An 18,805-nucleotide genomic window follows, 5' to 3' on the forward strand; every position below is an offset into this window, starting at 1 on the left:
TTATTTTTTTATTGAAAAGCTTTCTCAGTTAAAATGATCGATAGAAACCAACCATGATGTCAGAGTTGCCTATTCAGGTACCTCATGCGAAATTCATGAACTGGTGTCATGCTGATCCATAATTCATCTCGACTCTTATAGCCGATATCGAATTCCAATATCCATGGTAAAACCATAATATTCTATATAGGTCGGATCGGTCAAAGTGTAGCCACGGAAATGCTGGTCGCGCCGGTTATTGAGATTGATGAAATTGGCGAACAACTGAAGACTGCGAGTCAGATTTTGTTGAATTGTGAGGTCCCAGCGCGCATAAGCACCAGAGAAGTTATCAAGAATCGGCTCGGTACTGATGAAAGTGACCTTGTCCGTCTGATATAAAAATGAAAGCCGCGTAGAGAAACCTTTATAGTCATAACCAATGGTGATATTGGCGATATGGGCGGGCTGGTCGGGCATTCGCGCCGTGCGGGTGCTATCGACTAAAATATTGGAATAGCGCGGCGGTCGCGTGCCCGGAATGATCGGCCCACGGCGCAAAAAATAGAGCTGCTTCTTCATATCAGAAAAGATGCGCGTGTAGTTCACATTGAGCACCAAGCCTTTGAAAACCGAGGGCAAATACCAAAAGTGGGTCTGCCAATCCAGCTCGACACCTTTGTAATGAGCGGGATTGGGATTATTCAAGTACGTATCTACCTCAGGGGAGGCTTTCTCCAGCCATTTTGTCGGAATATTCAAACCGACTGGAACGGGTACGCCTTCTGCCAATTTTAATCTCACCTGAAAGATCAGATCATCGATCGATTTGTAGAACCCAGAAACGGTAAACAATCCCACATAGTTCTGATAAACGGAAATGGAAGCATCATAATTGGTAGATTTGGCAGGTTTCAAGAGCGCATTGGCTGCACGGATGTAGCTTTGATAGGAGTTGATCGAAGTGATCGGCGCATAATGAATATAATCTGGCCGCGTCAGCGTCTCCGTACGGGCTAAGCGAATGCGCAACCATTCCGCTGGCTGAAGCCGAAGATGAACCATGGGCAGCCAAAATTGGTTTTTTCGCACGTTTTCCAGAGAATCCAGATCTGTTGGATCTTGTTGGATGTTGTTGATTACCACCTCCCGATAGCGCTGACCATGATACTTCGAATAATCCTTCTCCCAACGTACCCCAGGCAATAAGGTGATGCGCTTGCCGAAATTGAATTCGGCCATAATAAATGCCGCCTGGTAGCGCTCCACCCCATCATAATCTCGGCCACGAGAACCGATGGCATAACGCTTCCATTCATTGGTACGGCTGAATACATCCGTTATTTTATTCATGGTGTGAATATCGGCCACGAATCCCAAGGGATATTCGCCATTCAAAAAATCAGATCTCGTGTAATTGCTGAGCACTCGAGCAATGGGCAACAGCCCATATTTTCGAACCAAAGTGGAGTCTTTGATCCAATCCCATTCCTCTGGATAATTTTTGGCCATTTCTCGAATGATGGTTGCAAGCGGTTGGCTGACACCTGTGGCGCTGCCATATTGAAGCCCATTGCGGCCATATTGATTTTCATCATTCGTTCGATCCAGCCAGCGCAATTTGCCGCCGGTTTTCAGATAGCCGCTTAACCATTTGGTCAGCCGAAATGGAACTTCGATATTCAATTGCACCATAGTCTGATTCTCATCGCGCTTTGTATCATAAATGTAGATATCAGACAGGCCGGTCATATTGGAATCGACAGTGGCATGGGCAGGAACATCTTTAGCTCGGGTCTCATTGGTCACATCTTTGAAGGCAGCGTTCTCTTGAACGAACGTCCAGGTGCGGTCCTCTGGACTTTCCGCTCGAGATGCGGTTCTGGCGACGCTGAAATCATAGCGGATCCAATTAAAATCCTGGCGGGCGCCCACGGCTCCAGTGAAAATCGACGTAGTACCCCCTCGATCCTCGAGATCGTAATAATGCCGATTATCGTTGACATTCATCCGATTGAACCGAAACAGGCCGTTCCATTTGAGCCGATTGTAGAACGAATTCGCCGTTACCTTGCCGAACGGAATCCGATAATCCAATAACAAACTGGCCCCGGTTCGGCCACGTTTGACATTATCTTCTCGCAACGAGATATCATGGACGGCGATACCGGTTACCCCGGCGACCTGGATCTCTCGATAATTGCCAGAGAACTTATCGGCGCTGCGATCGTAATCATCCGCGTTGACCGTGGCAATGATCCCGAGCTTGCCATCTAAAAATCGGTTGCTGACACTTCCCATGAAGTTGTAATTGCCATAATAATTTTGGAGCCGATTGTAGCCGCCTTGCGCCGTCGCGTTGATCGCCAATTCTTCCCCGGCCTCTTTCAGTTTCAAATCCACTGTTCCACCGATCACATCCGCATCCATATCTGGCGTGTTGGCTTTTCTCACCTCGATCCCATCGAGCATCGAGGAAGAGATCAGCGATAGGTCAACGCTGCGGTCATCCCCGCCGGTCGCTGGGACCGTGACACCGTTGATCGTGACCGTGTTATATTTGGGCGATAAGCCCCGAATTTCAATTTTGGTCGCCTCGCCTCCAGAGCGTTGAATCGAAACTCCCGGCAGACGACCGATCGACTCGGCAGCGTTGACATCGGGAAGTTCCTGAATTCGGGCCTTCGACACAATGTTAGCGATAGTATTGGAGGCCAATTGTTGGTTGATCGCAGTGTATTGCCCCGAAGCCTGAGCCGTCACAACGACCGTCTCGCCGCGCAATACTTGGCCGTATACCAAACTGATATCTTTCACGACGGTCTCGCCAGCTTTCACCATCACGGGTAGTTCCTGGGTCTCATAACCAATGTAGGACACTCGCAACGTATATTCTCCAGGCGGGACGTTGGCGATCGTATAATAGCCCTTCAGATCGCTTGCCGCGCCGACGTTCGTCCCCTTGATCCAAACATTGGTTCCCGGTAGCGGATCGCCAGTCGCTGAGTCCACCACCCTCCCTTTGATCACCCCGTGAGCAGCATAGAGTTTGCCCGTTAGCAAAATGGCCAAAATCACCATGCAAATGATAGGCTTGTTCATCTCAGTTTTCCTCCCTGAAAATTTTCTCATGGGCTCGCCAATGATACTCTCCGACTTTTTCGGATCGCTCGATCAAACAGCCAATTTTTTCACCGAATCCCGTTCGATCAATTTGGTCGGCAATATCGTCTTGATCGGCGTTTTAATCTCCCCTCGGATTAGATCCAATAGCGTCCTGACGCCAATTGAACCAAGCTCCTCTTTATATACTCGGATCGTAGTCAACGACGGCATGGCATATTTTGCCAGATCAATATCATCAAATCCGATCACGCTGATATCCTCGGGGATCTTCAATTTGAATTCCTGGATCGCTTTGTATCCGTGAATGGCATTAATGTCATTTGCTGCAAAAATTGCAGTCGGTCGATCGTTCAATATCAACAGCCGCTTCACATGTTCATATCCTCGTTCCAGACCACCGGTTTGAATCAATGCAGGATCGATTTCCAATCCACTATCCTGAAGCGCGCGCTTATAGCCTTCGAGCCGTTGCCGAAAACTCATGCGCTCCAGATCTCCCGAAATAAATCCGATCCGGCGATGACCCCGCTCGATGAGATATTTGGTGGCAATATAGGCCCCTTGTTCATTATCAATTAAAATTTGACAGCAATCATCCACGCTGAACTTCGGATCGACCATAACGACAGGGATATCATTGCGCAAGATATTGTTCACGAATTGATCTTTGAAAATTCCAACCAATATCAGCCCATCCACCTGTTGCTGCCGAACCATTTTGGGCAGCCCATTTTGCTCAGCTTCTGGGATCAATTGCAAAATCAGGTTGAACTTTTTAAGCGCCAGTTCCGCTTCAATCCCCTCCAATACCCTTGAATAAAATGGGTTGCCAGACAGCGGCTGGTGCTCACGACAAAATATCACCCCGATATTCTCAGTCACCTGCTTCTTTAAACCTTTGCCAAATGCATTAGGCACGAAATTATACTTTTTCGCCAGTTCGATAATTTTGCTTTTCGTTTCTGGGCTGACATCGGGGCGATCGTTCAGCGCTTTCGAGACGGTTGATTGCGAAACTTGAGCAAGTTTTGCAAATTCCTTGATGGTCATCATTTTGAATGTTCCACGTAAATTTTTCCTGCGATGTCGTTCTTGAATGAAGGAATATTTAGCTTCAGAACATTTGAGTGGTCAGCGTCAATTCGCTGCTCTGCCAAAATTTTGCCCCTATAAGGATCCCACCATTCAACCCGATAGCCGCTCGAAGTGAGCATAGGATGGGTCAAAATCATGCTCGTTTCTGGCACGCGATCCAATATCTTCTCTTTCGAAAATTGCCATTGATACCGTTCATGCCGCAGCCAGAGATAAAAAGTTGAGTCCTGTTGAACTCCAACAACTTTAATTCTTTCACCTGCTTTCAATCCAGTATTTTCAAATAGGAAATGCTTGATCTTGATCCAATCCCGACCATCGTTGTCGACCCGAATAGTATGCAGCCCGGCTGGAACCTCGATCCCATACGGCTTATCGTACACGCCCTGGAACATATTGATTTCAGGCTTCCACTCGCTGCGCTCCCATTGGCCTTCACCTGGGCCCAATGGTAGCGGCTGTTCCAAGGCCAATTTGCCATCGAGATAGATTTTCAGCAGCCCAAAATCGGATACCTCATCCACATGGACCGTGAATTTCCCATTGGCTTTGTAGGTAATTTTGAAATCGATAGGCTGCTTCATGTCTGGTTTTGAACTGCCAAATAGATAGGCTGGAATTTGATCGCGGTCAGAAATGCCACCATCTTCTCGAATTTCAAAATGTGAGGATTGAATTTTCTGCCAGCCCTTTGCAGGAAAAACCAGCAGACTATCATTGGCAGGAGCTGCTTTGGGAATGACGATGTCGGCAAGCTCCAATCGCTCGATCGGCGCAGCCCCAGTAGCCACATTCAGAGCGAAACGAGTAATGGCCTGAAAATGGAAATATAGATCATCGGCATCAATCAATTCATCCCACCACCAGCTCAGAGGTGAAATTGGAGTCCGGGCAAACAATCCGGCCCATAATCCGTTATGTAAAGCCACATTATCGGGATCGTTCTCACGGGTCGCCTGGGCACCGCGATAATCGCTGCCGAACTCACCCACCACATGGGGCTTACCGTAGGTTTGACGATACCGGTCGATAATGGCAGGGATGAGCTCCGCGAAATTCGGGCGATTGTAGAGATGCGTCTGGGTGAAATCGATTTCGGGAATTTCCCAGATGCCGTCATATTCGCCATGCGCAAAACTGGTGGTGATCAAATGGTCATACGGATCGATCTGACGTAAATAAGCAGCCATTTCCTTGTGCCAGGCCACGACATCTTCAGGTCGGCCAGCCGTAAGATCCACCTCGTTCCAGAACTCCCAAGCAAGGATTTGCGGACTAAACGCATATCGAGCAACGATGTAACGCAATCGATTCTTGTAATATCGCTTGGCAATCGGATGATTAAAAAAATCTGCTTCATTCGCACATGGTCCGCCATTTTTTTGATTATAGGGATTCTCGTCCCATTTCTTCTCTTTGAAATATCCCTCCTCCCGCTGCACTACGCCATGATAATCGAAACAGAGCATGATGTAAATGTGATATCGCTCCGCCAATGTCAAAACCGAATCCAATCGCACTGCATTTGGCAGATGATATCGGCCCAATCCAGGATCTGACCATTCCAGATACAAGTTCCATGGGCACATCCAGATGCGGACGAAATTGCAGCCGATGGCATTCAGCTTCTTGAAATAGTATTCGTAATCATCCGCCCAACAGAGGTTCTCCCCAAAACCTCGGAATAAGCGACCCGAATCGAATTGAAAAGTGTAATCGGAATTGGGATTTGTTCTGATGAAGCCATTGCGGCCAGAAGCGATCGATTTAAACGAAAACGATTTAGTGGATTTCGCGTGATAATTCGCCTGCAATTTCAGTTGGTATGAATATCGCCCCAACTCACTTGGCGTGAACCGGATGCGCCAGATTGCCAGCCCATTATCGTACCCATCAAAGAATCCCGGCTGGACGATCTTCTTTCCTGAGGGGCTCTTCAAAATTAAATTAACTTGAAACTCATTGACGTCAAAGGGATTAGCAAGCTGCGCTTTGATTTTCACACTGCTGAATTGCGGTTGGTATTGATGGACTGTTGGTGGGAACGGGATAAAATCAATAAACTGGGGTTGAGCAAGTAAACAGGAAAGGCTAATGCCACATAGCCAAAAGAAGATAAGAATAACGCTTTTCATTTTTCTGATCTCTTGAATTTCAGAAAACGTTTTCGTTATTTGGCCCAATATAATGTTTTTCACCCAGAATGTCAAGCACTTTTTTTAAAAATTATAAAAAATTTCAATCGTCATCAAAGTATGGGGCAATCAATGGGCAAAAGAGCCAATCCGTTCTCAGCGAAAGGGCCAATTCTGTTACATCAAATCCTTTTATGGAAGCTGAAGAATTTTTTTTGCGGAGCTCAATAGCTATCGCAAAGCGTCATAATCTTTAATTTGCGTCCAAAGTCGGCTGTTTTTTGCCCACAATAAAAAAAGACCGTGGCTTTCTGTTTCGGCAAAAGGTCGAAATAATTATCTGAAAAAAGCCCATCGATCTCATCAATAGAAAGATAAATGCTTTTCGCGAGTGCATCAGTTGAAAGGTCAATCCGATATCCATCGGATGTCTCAGAAACATCGATGGAGATACTGGCCTTGGGCAATTCCAATTCCTTTGGTGGAAGAAAGTAAAGGAGGTTTTCAGCTATTAGGCGATCCTCCGTATGGACATGAGCGCGCAGCACGATCCTTCGGCGATCCATGCCTTTCAGTAGCTCATCGAGGTTCGCCTCAAAGCATATCTGGGCTGAGTTATATTGCACGATCATTGGCTGGGACGTTTCCCAGAGCTTTTCGCCATCGAAGCGAATGATTTCCATTCGCAAATTTGCTTGGAGGGGCTGAAGCCGATCGCTCACAACTTTAACCTGGAGTTTTCCATTCTCAGTAGTTGGGACGACAAGGATCTCCTGATACGCCTTTCTGGCAAAATAGTGCAACGCCTTCCAGCGACCGAAATAATCAATGCTGGACCACGACGCCACCGGCCAGCAATCATTCAGTTGCCAATAGAGCGAGCCCATGCAAAATGGCGCCTTGCTGCGGTGGGCTTCGATGGCTGACTTGATGGCCTCGGCCTGCAGTACCTGACTGACATAAAGCAGCGATTGGAAATCTTTGGGATTGCGATAATACAGATCCATATACTCCTTGATCCGCTGATTGCCGATGCCGCTGCGCTGATGCGCCATCATCACTTCGGAACTGAGATCCCAATCTGCTGGTTGAGCGTAGCTTTGGATGGTTTTGAATTCTGGGAAGGATTGAAACCCATATTCGCTCATGAACCGACCGATTCTGATTTTGAAATTTTCGAATGGTTCTCGACCATGCCAGACCCCCCAGTAATGGACATCGCCCGAGGTGCTCTCATAGGATGCCCGCTGGTTCCAATCAGCAAGCGGGGAAGACGGCCAATAAAACGTCTTCGGATCATATTCTGCCACTACTTGCGGCAAGAGACGATGAAAGATCGTTTCATAGTCATTCCAGAGCTTTCTTCTCAGCGGCTCAGAAAAGCGCTCCTTCCAGCCCCAGCCGCCTGGGGTGTCGTGGGACCAGGCCACATCGATTTCATTGTTGCCACACCACAGTGCCAAACAGGGGTGGTTCCGCAGCCGTTTGACATTGTCGATTGCCTCGGCTTTCACGCTCTCCAAAAATTCCTCATCGCCAGGATATATGGCGCACGCAAACATGAAATCCTGCCATACCATAATACCATATTGATCACAGAGATCATAAAAAATATCATTTTCATAGATACCGCCGCCCCATACGCGAAGCATATTCATATTGGCTTGGGCAGCAGCTTTGACCACCTGCTCGTAACGTTCGCGCGTGACTCGCGGCAAAAAGTTATCATTGGGGATATAATTGGCACCTTTGGCGAATACTGGTACTCCGTTCAGTTCAAAATAGAAGCTCTTTCCCCACTGATCCGGTTGCTGAATCAGCTTAAGTGTACGCACCCCAAAGCGCACCACTTGCGCATCGAGTACCGAGTGACCTCTGCGGAGTTGCGCTTCCAAATAATACAAATGCGGTTCGCCCAGGCCATTGCACCACCACAGCTTTGGGTGATCAATCCGAAAATCTAACGATAAGCGATTCATACCTTGATTCAGTTTGACCAAACGCTGGACGCAAATCTGAGGATGATCTTTCAGTTGTATCGATAGCAACATCTCTTGATCGGAGGTAGATTCAATCTCAAATACTGCAGAGATCTCAGCCAGTTCGCTCGTAACACCTTTCTGGACGATCTGGATGTTATCGATCTGAGCCTTGTTCCATCCCAGTAAATGAATCGGACGCCAGATGCCGGAGGTGACAAATCGAGGCCCCCAATCCCAGCCATAGTGATAACCTGCCTTTCGGGCAAATACGCTGATCTTTTTATCCCCTAACCCACCATTTTCTGATTGATCATTAACCGCTGGAAGTTGATAGCCCAGCGCTGCCAACTTCGGCAGATCGACTTTGACCGGTGAATGGAAATAGAGTTTCAATTCGTTTCCAGCTCGCTTGAGGAGCGACTTGCAATCGACACGCCATTGCCGAAACATGTTATCCGCGATATGAATTTTTGAACCATTCAAATACACGTCGACATACGTGTCCAACCCATCAAAGATTAGCTGGATGTTTTCTTGTTGCAGCATCTCCTTCTCGAGGTCGAAAATAGTTCGATATTCCCAATCAACTTTATCGATCCATTGCTGGTCGCGCTCATTGGTTCGATAAAATGGATCGCCGATCCTTCCATTCAGCAAAAGATCGGTATGAATCGTCCCAGGGACTTGGGCTGGAAGCCACTCTTCCCAGCCAACCTGACGAAAGTGCCAATTGTCATTGAGTTCAATTTTCATGTGAGAGCGATTACTGCAGAAGCATTCACTGAAGCTCGCCACCTTAACAGCAGTTATCAGCAAAATAAAAGCGATCGTTTTTTTCATATGAGGCTCCATAACGAGACCAAAAATGGAGCTCATCTTGAAGATGAGCGAAATTCAGCTAAGTTTGCAAGATTTTCTCGATCTGTTCAAGTTCCTCTGATGAGAAGCTCAGGTTATTCAGAGCTGCGAGATTCTGTTGCAATTGTTCTAGCCGGCTGACTCCAATCAAGGCGGAGGTCACGCGCGGATCACGCAACACCCACGCTATCGCCATTTGGGCTAAACTTTGGCCGCGGCGTCTGGCCAGTTCATTCAGCGCCCTAATTTGGGATAATTTTGCCTCTGTAATTTCCTCCAGCTGTAAAAAACCAGTCGGTTTTGCAGCACGAGAGTCTTTCGGGATCCCATCCAAATACCGATCGGTCAATAGCCCTTGAGCCAGCGGCGAAAAGGCAATGCAGCCAATGCCTCGTCGCTCCAATACACCCAACAGTCCATGCTCGATCCATCGCTCAAACATAGAGTATTTGGGCTGATGAATTAAACAGTGGACGCCGCTCTGTTCTAAAATTTGCGCAGCTTCTTCCGTCTCGGCTGGAGGATAATTGGAAATTCCTACATAGAGCGCCTTGCCCTGCCGCACCACATGATATAGGGCTTCCATAGTTTCTTCCAAAGGAGTTTCTGGATCCAAGCGATGGGAATAAAAGATGTCCACATATTCCAAACCCAGCCGTCTCAAGCTTTGCTCTAAACTGGCAATCAGATATTTTTTCGATCCCCACTCCCCATAAGGTCCTGGCCACATGTAATACCCGGCCTTTGTCGATATGATCATCTCATCGCGATAGCTCTGGAAGTCCATTTTCAGGATGCGACCAAAATTTTCCTCAGCCGAACCTGGCGGCGGACCATAATTATTGGCCAGATCAAAATGCGTGATCCCGGCATCGAATGCCTGTCTGATGATGGTTCGACCATGCTCGAAAACATCTACTCCCCCAAAATTATGCCATAGTCCCAAGGATATAGCTGGAAGCTTCAGGCCGCTTCGGCCACAGCGCCGATAGATCATGCGATCATAACGATCGCTTGGAGCGATATAATTCATCCTCTTCGCCTCGAATTCCTCAGTTAAAATTCAGTACCTCTTTTGCATTTTTAGCGTCATTCTCGTGATAATATCGATTTCTCAGCCGATGTTAATGAGGCTTTTTTATAGATCTTTTTTGCCCAGTATACTGAACCACGACATCCGGCTTGGCTGTAACCTCCACGCCAACACCATGACCAGCTTGGACCCAGACAATTCGAATCTCACGCTGCTTCAGCATCCCTGGAAATTCCCCTTGTCTTGCTCCAATAGTGAGAGTCTCCTTTGCCTCATCCCATTCAAATGGAATGATCGAATAGACACCTTGCTCATAATTATAATTTTCGTTTTCGTCTTCATATAAGACAAATCGCGCGTCCGCCCCAGGATAAATGCGCAGCTCGATAGGGTCCTCTGGTTTTTCGGTTGCGTACTGCTTGAGCGGCCCCATCGGAATAATCGAGCCAGATTTGACATATAGCGGCATGATATCTACGGGCGCTGCGCGTTCCACATATCCTCCAGAGCGAATGAGCTCCCCGGTCCAGAAATCGTACCAGCCAGCACACTTTGGGAGATAGACTTTGAGCGATTTCACTTTCAATTGGTCAAGCTGTTGTTGCTGAACTGGCGTTCGCCAGACCAATTTGATCACCGCATCTCCCCCAGCTTGAAAATATTCTAGCTTTATTTTGTATCGTCGATTTTGTGTTAATTGCACTTGCTTCGAATAATAGGTCATGGCCTGCTTTTGCCAAGCATCGATGATGAGCTGATCATCCAGCCACAATCGAGCGCCATCATCCGTGAGGACGCCGATCTCATAATTACCGGTCTCCGTCGGGAGGATTTCGCCAGTCCAACGGATGCTGTAATTTTCGATTGGACAATTTTCGGGTCTGGAGCCACTCCAATTAAAATTCACGACGGAGTCGATACGAGTATTTACGCGATGATCGAAATCGGCGCCTGCAAAATACTCGGCTTGCAGTCCATTTGGCCCTTCACGATGTGCAAAAAGACATTGATTTGGGATTGGAGAAGGAATGGCAGGTTCATAATACATGGCCTCGGTCACTGGCGCAACCAAGAAGCTCGGTCCGAAAAGATACTGATTGTCGATTCCGCGAGCAAATGTATCGCTGGCGAAATCCATCGCTAAGCCGCGCATCATCGTATAGCCCTCTGACGTTACCCGCCACGCGATGGAGTAAATGTAAGGAAGTAACCGATAGCGGAGATGCAGGAATTTTAGCAGCGCATCATAGGCCCAATATCTGGGTTTGCCGAACTGCCATGGTTCGCGGGGAGTTCCCGTGCCATGGCTCCGAAAGATCGGCGTGAAAGCCCCGAACTGGAACCATCGGACATATAGCTCCTGATAGGCTGGGTCTTTGCAACCCGCTGGATAAAGTCCGCCACGGCTTGAGGTGAAAAAGGCGCCGATGTCATGCGTCCAATATGGGATTCCAGACATGCAGAAGTTAATACCCGCCGAGATTTGTTTGCGAAACACCTCCCAAGTTGCCGAGATGTCTCCAGACCAAGTGGCCGCCGCGTTCCGTTGCTGTCCAGCAAAGGCTGATCGGGTCAGGATGAAAACGCGCTTGTTAGGAAAATCACGACGAAATCCCTGGTAAACTCCCTCGGTAGTCATGAGCGAATACGGGTTCAAATAGCGGGCGAAACTGCCCAGCGCTGTCCTTCCAAATCGCTTCAAATATTGCTCCGATACGTCGTAAGAATGCTGATCGCCTAACTCAGGCTCCGTAGCATCCATCCATAGCGCGTCCACCCCTCTGGCGATCAATCCCTCTTTGATATAGCGCCAATAGATCTCTCGAGCCTCTTCACTATAAGCATCATAAACATACCCAGCAATCCAGTGTTTCGGCGGATAGATGAATCCCTTTTGCTTGAGCTCCTGGTAGATCTCAGTCTTTTCGCCCAACGACGGCCAGATCGAAGTCATTAAATGAACGTGAAATTCATTATGCAATCGTTCAATCATTTTTTCAGGCTCTGGGAAAATGGTTTCGTCAAATTTCATTGAGCTCCAATATTCGTTCTCACCCCAATAGCGCCAATCTTGGACAATATTATCGAGCGGAATGCCTTGACGCCGAAATTCTGCAACGGTTGCCACCAATTCCTTCGCATCAACGTAGCGTTCCTTGCTCTGCCAGTAGCCATAGGCCCATTTCCCGAACAACGGGGCCTCGCCAGTCAACCAGCGATAGCCCGAAATCACCTCGTCCATGATCTGACCCGCAATGAAATAATAATCGATCTGATCTGCCACTTCAGACCAGAATGAAAGCCCGTTCTCATCGTCGTGAACAATGGTCTTGGAGTAATTATCCCACAGGATCCCGTAGCCCTTAGTCGAGATCAGGAACGGATTCACCGCTGCGGTATTGGTTTGGACCAGAATCACCTTTTTTCCGCGATAATTCATATCCCCAGTTTGATGCTGACCAAGCCCATAAATGGCTTCCTCAGGATGAAGCTCAAATCGTTGGGTAGCATGGTAAATTTGTTCCCCCATCACTTCGGCTTGGACCAAGCGATGCGGTTCCTCTGCCTTCTCGCGCAAAATCAATTGGCCATTGGCATCACTGAATTGAATTGACCCAGATTGAAGACTTACTGTGAGCCGAAGTTTTTTGCCCCATATCGATATGGTCTCTGGAGCTTCACGGATCTGAAGATCGAGTGGCTGAGGGGAACGAAGTACGACCAAACTTTTTTTATTTAGCAATTGGTCCGTTGGCGCAAAGGTTACTCTTACGATTTGATCATTGTAATATTGGACGCGCAATTTGCCAGTTGGCAGCTCCAAGACAGCGCCATTCATGATGTTTTGTTCTTGACGGGCATTCCATAAAACCCCCGCTGTGACGACAGGTGCGAAAACGAGTAAGAGAATAATCCCAAAAACAAGATCGAATTCAAACATAGGACTCCTTTCAAATGGTATTTGTTCGTTGAGCGAATACCCAATTGCGGAAGTTAAAATCAAGCGATTTTTGGGCTCAATCCGAAAGAAAACTCAATTGCAGCATAACCCAAAATTCCATTCTCCAATCATCATCGCCCTCGTAATCATCTTGCGAAAACGGGCCTGCCGCAAATTCGCCTGCTACAAATTCACCTGCTTTGAATCATTCGGCGACAAATCGCTCCTTTTAAATCGTATTGCTGAACTCATATTAGAAATTTTCTTTTTCAATGAACCATCCGCAGGATGGCAATTTCTAAGATCCAATCATAAATTAAAAGCAGTGAAAGCTTCTGAGTTAATTACAGGTTGGGGGATCGAGAAATTTGGAAGAAACTTGATAAAGATCTCGGTGAAATTATTCACTCGTATTCAATCAAATCGCGAGTCAAGGTTGAACGTTGATTGACGAACGAGCAGCGATTTTATCCCATTCATCGAAGATGACTAACGCGCAAGCTGGATTTGCACCGGCTCCGAATTCGAATTGAGCAATAATGCCACCGCTTGGATCGTAGAGATATTTGGCCACCTGCCTTACCGCTGCTCTGGCAACATCAGGATCTTTTGAAGGCAATACATGCTGCCGATCGATCTCCCCCCAAAATGTGATTTTTCCCTTAGCAATTTTGACCAGCGCCTCAAAATCCATGCAAAAAAGCTGTGAGTTGATAGCGTCGACACCGATCTCGATCAGATCAGCGTAGATCTCTAAGATGTGCCCATCGGAATGCATGAAGGCGAATTTGCCATGAGCATGGGCGAGATCGCAATAATCTCGGTAGAGCGGCTTGAACAGCTCGCGCCAGATGCGCGGCGGTATGAGCAACTGATGCTGCGCGCCCCAATCATCCATGAATCGGATGGCATCGACATCGGTTTTCACCCAGAATTCCAGCTCTTTCAAATAGAACTCATGAATGGAGCGGAGCAGATCTGCACCGCCCAGCTCTGGCATCATGACATCGATGAATGCATTTTCAGAGCCGCGTAGAAACTGATACCGCTCCCAAGGGCGGGGGCAACAATTGGCAAAAACAAATTTATCGGTCTTCTCGTAGAACGCAGCAATCTGGCTTCGCGCCGGTTCGAGCGATTTCGGAAGCAGTTCATAAGGCGGCTGAACCCGGCGCCATTCCGATATATCTGGGATAATTGGATCTTTCACTTCGCCGATTATACCGTCTTGATAGTTAACAAAAACGCAACCCCATTCATCCGTGTAACTTCCCACCTGATACGGATCACCTATAACCCGGGATGAGGGAGGATAAAAATATTCAACGGTCACAAAGTCCGAAGGAAATCGCTGGTTGATTTGAAAGACAGTATCGGGATAGCGTTCTGAGGCCCAGGGCAGCAGCCATAAATCGCGGGGCATGCGCTCTGGGTAGTCAAATTTCAAACATCGAGTCACCAACTCACGGGAAGTTTGTGTCATGGTCATTCCAAAATCAAAATGATTGTGGCAGAGAAGATCATAATCATTCTCAGAGTGCCAATTGAATATGTTCACGAATGCTGCATGATGATAATAAGATGAAAACCCTCCAAAGACGGTAATGCGCTAAAGTTTTGCCTTATTTTCGATTTCAATGAAATAAAATTGAACTGGGCAGCGGCTGTTTTTCGATCCCAGGGCCTTTGAATTGGACCTCCAGCCCTGAACCGCCCCTTTTCTGGAAGAAATGAAGAATGAAGCGATGCATGCCGTTTTTCAGAGCGATTTTCCCTGAGGCCTCGATCATCCCATGCAAACCGTCGTTATCGACAATTTGTTTGTCATCGATCCATAACCTCGAGCCGTCGTCCGATGTCACAAAGAAAGTGTAAACCCCATCCTGATTGATCATGATGAACCCATCAAATACGAGCGCAAAATTCTCCTGGTGCTGGGCTGTTTTTAGATCGATCGCATTGACCGTCCGTGAAAAGATTGGTGTTAAAGCACTAAAATCGGGCAGTCGATCCCATTCACCCTGATAATAGCGACCTAATAGACCTGGCCTTGGATTTTCCACGCTTACTGGCTCGGTGAGCGTAACTTTTTCACATCGAAACGAGGAAATGAGGCTTTTGGTGCCATCATTCCAGAAAGTACGGGCCTTGATGGTAGTAGTCGTGTTAAGCACGATCGGCTTCTCGTAAAGCGGTGAATTGCGCATGGGCTCGTTGCCATCGAGCGTATAGCGAGTCTGTCCTCCTTTGGCAGTGATCATCTCGATGCGAGCCTGATCCAGAAAGATTTCGTCATCCGAAACGATTTGTGGAGAGATATAGCCCTGGTTGATCATCCGAACCAGCTCTGGGTTCATCTTGATCACTTCTCGGTCATAGGTCATCATGCCATTGACCTCGACCTCTACATCCGTGGTTTGAGTATAAATAGCAGCGCACAAACCTTGTGAAATTAGGGGAAGCAGATTGCGGGTCAACTCCTGATAAGCCATGGTCAATTCTTGCGCGGTCTGATAGCCCCGATATCCCCAATTATTCTCACCACGCCAGGTGTGACTGGCCACCGTTAGTCCTAAACCTCCAAATTCGCCCAGGACAGCTGCGCGAGATGGCTCGTTGGCTGGTTTACTAGGGCCAGGATAGCGATGAATATCAATAATATCGCCGCATCCCCGATCGGTCCAGCCGCTGGCACTATTCACCAATCGGCCGGGATCAAAATTTTTGATCCAGCGAGTAATGCCATCGGTCTCAAATTGTCCCCATCCTTCATTAAAGGGCACCCACATCACGATACAGGGATGATTGTAGCGGCCATTGATCATCGCCTTGAGCTCGGCCTTAAATTGCAACGCCGAAGTCTCGCTGCGTTTCAAATCCAGATCGCCGGGGTCGATAAATTCATCACCAGAGGGCATATCTTGCCATACCAGAACCCCTAATTTATCGCACCAATAGTACCAGCGTTCTGGCTCGACCTTAACATGTTTTCTGATAGTATTAAAGCCCAGTTGCTTGGTAATTTCGATATCGTATCTTAGTGCATCATCTGTTGGAGCGGTATAAAGACCATCAGGCCACCAGCCCTGGTCTAACAGCCCATGCATAAAAATCGGTTGATTATTCAGGAAAATTCGGGTGATCCCTTGCTCATCCTTGCCCAAGCCTATCTTTCGCATTCCAAAATAGCTTAACACTTTGTCAATCACCCGGCCCTGATCGTCCAGCAGCGCTATCTCAATATCGTAAAGAGATGGCGATTCAGGAGACCAAAGCTTCGGGTGGTCAATTTTTGAAATTAGCTCATCGAATGGTAAGCCCTCAGCTTTGGCAATCGTTTTGCCGCGGTCTTTCACTTTTAGTTGGATGCGATAATTGGGACGGGTGCTGGAGCAGAACACCTGGACATGCACTTCATTGGAGTCGATATCTGGGGTAATCTTCAGCCATTGAATGAAGATGTCAGGGACTGGCTCTAACCATACTGTCTGCCAGATACCAGTCACTGATGTGTACCAAATTCCGCCGGGCTGTCTCACCTGCTTACCCCGAGGCTGAAAGCTGCTGTCGATCGGGTCCCAGACCGAGATGAGGATTTCCTGTGGCCCCTGTGAGTTTAAAGCTGAGGTGATATCGAAACTGAACGCGTCATACCCGCCGCGATGAGAACCGATCTCTTTATCATTGACCCAAACCCTGGTTTGCCAATCCACTGCACCGAAATGGAGCATTATTTTTTGATTCTTCCAGCGACCGGGCACCTCAAACCGGCGACGATACCATAATTGGTTTTGCTCACCCACCATTTTTTTGACCCCAGACAAAGCAGATTCAACTGGGTAAGGAACTAAAATTTTGCCATCGAACGAATCGGGTGCGGATTGTTCCTGTGGTCGTATGGCGAATTCCCAAAGGCCATTTAAACTGAGCCATTCAGATCGAACGAATTGGGGTCGCGGGTATTCTGGCAAAGGATTGTTCGGATTTACGTTGTTTGCCCAGCGCGTCATGATATCGCCCGAAACGGGCTGCCATTGCTCAGGTTGAGAACATCGCATTGCAAGCAACATCAAGATCGGCAGCATAAGTAAGGTCTGTCTTTGCATCACTCCCTCCATTATTTCAGGCAAACTCGATCATCTCCCATCAGTGATAGCGCAATAATCGAAGCAGCGCTTCGATGAAATAATAATCGGCATAAGTGAAGTTTGCGTCCACATCGACTTTAGCGGGAACGCTGGCATTGCTATGAAGCAGCAGGCACTGATATTGTCCCGAATGAGCCAGATAGGGCTCATTTGCAAGACGATTGAGTATTTCCACAGCGGCGCGATAGTAGTGCTCTTTTTGGTTGGTATCCTTCACCAAAGTGCTCAATTCCAGCAACGCCGAAGCTGCAATGGCGGCTGCTGAGGACTCTTTTGGTTCGTTCGGTATCTTTGGCGCATCGAAGTCCCAATATGGAATTCGATCAGCTGGCAAACGTTCGATAAAGCGATCCATCGTTTTCTGAGCCGCATCGAGGTAGCGCTGTTCCCCGGTTTCACGATACATCATGGTAAAACCGTAGCCGCCCCAAGCCTGACCGCGCGCCCAAGAAGACTCATTGCCATATCCCTGAGCAGTCTTTTTCTCCTTTACTGCACCAGTGTGAGGGTCAAAATTCACCACGTGCCAGGAACTGCCATCGGAGCGAAAAAAGTAATTCAAAGTGACATCTGCGTGGCGAATCGCAATATTGCGGTATTTGGGATCACCCGTCACCTTCGACGTCCACATCAAATATTCCAGATTCATCATGTTGTCGATTATGGTCAGATGATCCTCTGGCGGGGCATCCCAGGATTTGATGGTGCCCACTATAGGATTGAACCGACTGATCAAGCTTTCCGCTCCCTGGATGAGAATCTCGCGATAATTTGGATCCTCGGTGAGCCGAAAGCCATTACCAAAGCTATTATAAAGCATAAAGCCAAGATCATGCGTGCTGGTATTGAATTTCTCTTGCTCCAGGGCTGCATTCCAGCGCCGCGCTTGTTTCTCCCAGAACGGGTCTTTGCTATAATCGTAAAGATACCATAAAATACCAGCGAAAAATCCGCTCACCCAATCGCTGGTCGGTTTTTGAACCCAGGAACCATCGGCTCTTGCTTGCACTGGCATTCGCGTGGTATCTGTAAGGCTTTCGACCGCACGAACATATTGAGAGAGCGCAAATTGAAGCACCAGATCCGCATCTCGTGGCAGCTCGAAACGCATCGGAGCATTATGGTGACATCCCGAAAGACAAAGGATCAAGATAATAATGATCGCACCAGTTGCTTTCATGAAATAACAATCTCCTCTTCGTCTCAGGAATCAGCGAAACTTGAAAGCTGGCATAGATCTGAATTGGGCGTTATCGATTCTTCAGCTCGAACCCAATTCCCTGGCGCAAGATGCCTTCATTTAAAACAGATCGGTCCGAATTGAGCTGGAACAGCTTCGCCATGAAACAGTGCGAACTTTTGGCCTGGCATTGATTGAACTCGCTTAGGCTTAATTTTCAATCAGCAGGATGACTACTACGGCACAGCATACCGCTCAGCAATTCTCCTTCATAGTACCCCACCGCTTCCTGATTCCTGATTACTGATCACTGATTACTGACTACTGA

9 protein-coding genes are annotated in these 18,805 nt (G+C 47.7%); all 9 read right to left on the bottom strand.

From position 1 onward, the window contains the following. Positions 1-135 precede the first annotated feature (135 nt). On the bottom strand, positions 136-3,081 hold the full coding sequence (locus ONB37_02990; GenBank protein MDZ7399112.1) for a TonB-dependent receptor: 2,946 nt from the start codon (positions 3,079-3,081) through the stop codon (positions 136-138). Between the two features lie 72 nt (positions 3,082-3,153). Next, positions 3,154-4,158 (bottom strand): LacI family transcriptional regulator, encoded by a 1,005-nt coding sequence (locus ONB37_02995; GenBank protein ID MDZ7399113.1) that lies wholly within the window; start codon positions 4,156-4,158, stop codon positions 3,154-3,156. Continuing rightward, the gene (locus ONB37_03000; protein MDZ7399114.1) at positions 4,155-6,335 is read right to left on the bottom strand and encodes a DUF5060 domain-containing protein; all 2,181 of its coding nucleotides are present in this window, start codon (positions 6,333-6,335) and stop codon (positions 4,155-4,157) included. Before ONB37_03000 ends, ONB37_02995 begins: the two co-directional genes overlap by 4 nt. 224 nt (positions 6,336-6,559) lie before the next feature. Then, complete coding sequence (locus ONB37_03005) at positions 6,560-9,157, bottom strand: glycoside hydrolase family 2 protein (GenBank protein ID MDZ7399115.1); 2,598 nt, start codon at positions 9,155-9,157, stop codon at positions 6,560-6,562. Between the two features lie 58 nt (positions 9,158-9,215). Continuing rightward, positions 9,216-10,208 carry an L-glyceraldehyde 3-phosphate reductase gene (mgrA, locus tag ONB37_03010; protein ID MDZ7399116.1) on the bottom strand — a complete coding sequence of 331 codons (993 nt, stop codon included), beginning with the start codon at positions 10,206-10,208 and terminating at the stop codon, positions 9,216-9,218. 91 nt (positions 10,209-10,299) lie between these two features. Then, entirely contained in the window at positions 10,300-13,149 is a 2,850-nt protein-coding gene (locus tag ONB37_03015; GenBank protein MDZ7399117.1) for a PA14 domain-containing protein, read from the bottom strand. Positions 13,150-13,579: 430 nt separating this feature from the next. After that, a complete protein-coding gene (locus tag ONB37_03020; protein MDZ7399118.1) occupies positions 13,580-14,632 on the bottom strand; it encodes a methyltransferase in 1,053 nt (350 codons plus the stop codon). 151 nt (positions 14,633-14,783) lie between these two features. After that, entirely contained in the window at positions 14,784-17,255 is a 2,472-nt protein-coding gene (locus ONB37_03025; protein MDZ7399119.1) for a PA14 domain-containing protein, read from the bottom strand. Positions 17,256-17,295: 40 nt separating this feature from the next. Next, positions 17,296-18,477: a glycoside hydrolase family 88 protein gene (locus ONB37_03030; GenBank protein MDZ7399120.1), complete on the bottom strand. Its 1,182-nt coding sequence runs from the start codon at positions 18,475-18,477 to the stop codon at positions 17,296-17,298. Between the last annotated feature and the right edge of the window lie 328 nt (positions 18,478-18,805).

It is taken from the genome of candidate division KSB1 bacterium (assembly GCA_034506395.1).
Classification (GTDB): domain Bacteria; phylum Zhuqueibacterota; class Zhuqueibacteria; order Thermofontimicrobiales; family Thermofontimicrobiaceae; genus Thermofontimicrobium.

Coding starts and splice junctions, on each gene's coding strand:
- mgrA (MDZ7399116.1), bottom strand. CDS start 10,208: ATGAATTATATCGCTCCAAGCGATCGTTATGATCGCATGATCTATCGG.
- ONB37_02995 (MDZ7399113.1), bottom strand. CDS start 4,158: ATGATGACCATCAAGGAATTTGCAAAACTTGCTCAAGTTTCGCAATCA.
- ONB37_03005 (MDZ7399115.1), bottom strand. CDS start 9,157: ATGAAAAAAACGATCGCTTTTATTTTGCTGATAACTGCTGTTAAGGTG.
- ONB37_03030 (MDZ7399120.1), bottom strand. CDS start 18,477: ATGAAAGCAACTGGTGCGATCATTATTATCTTGATCCTTTGTCTTTCG.
- ONB37_03025 (MDZ7399119.1), bottom strand. CDS start 17,255: ATGCAAAGACAGACCTTACTTATGCTGCCGATCTTGATGTTGCTTGCA.
- ONB37_03020 (MDZ7399118.1), bottom strand. CDS start 14,632: ATGACACAAACTTCCCGTGAGTTGGTGACTCGATGTTTGAAATTTGAC.
- ONB37_03015 (MDZ7399117.1), bottom strand. CDS start 13,149: ATGTTTGAATTCGATCTTGTTTTTGGGATTATTCTCTTACTCGTTTTC.
- ONB37_03000 (MDZ7399114.1), bottom strand. CDS start 6,335: ATGAAAAGCGTTATTCTTATCTTCTTTTGGCTATGTGGCATTAGCCTT.
- ONB37_02990 (MDZ7399112.1), bottom strand. CDS start 3,081: ATGAACAAGCCTATCATTTGCATGGTGATTTTGGCCATTTTGCTAACG.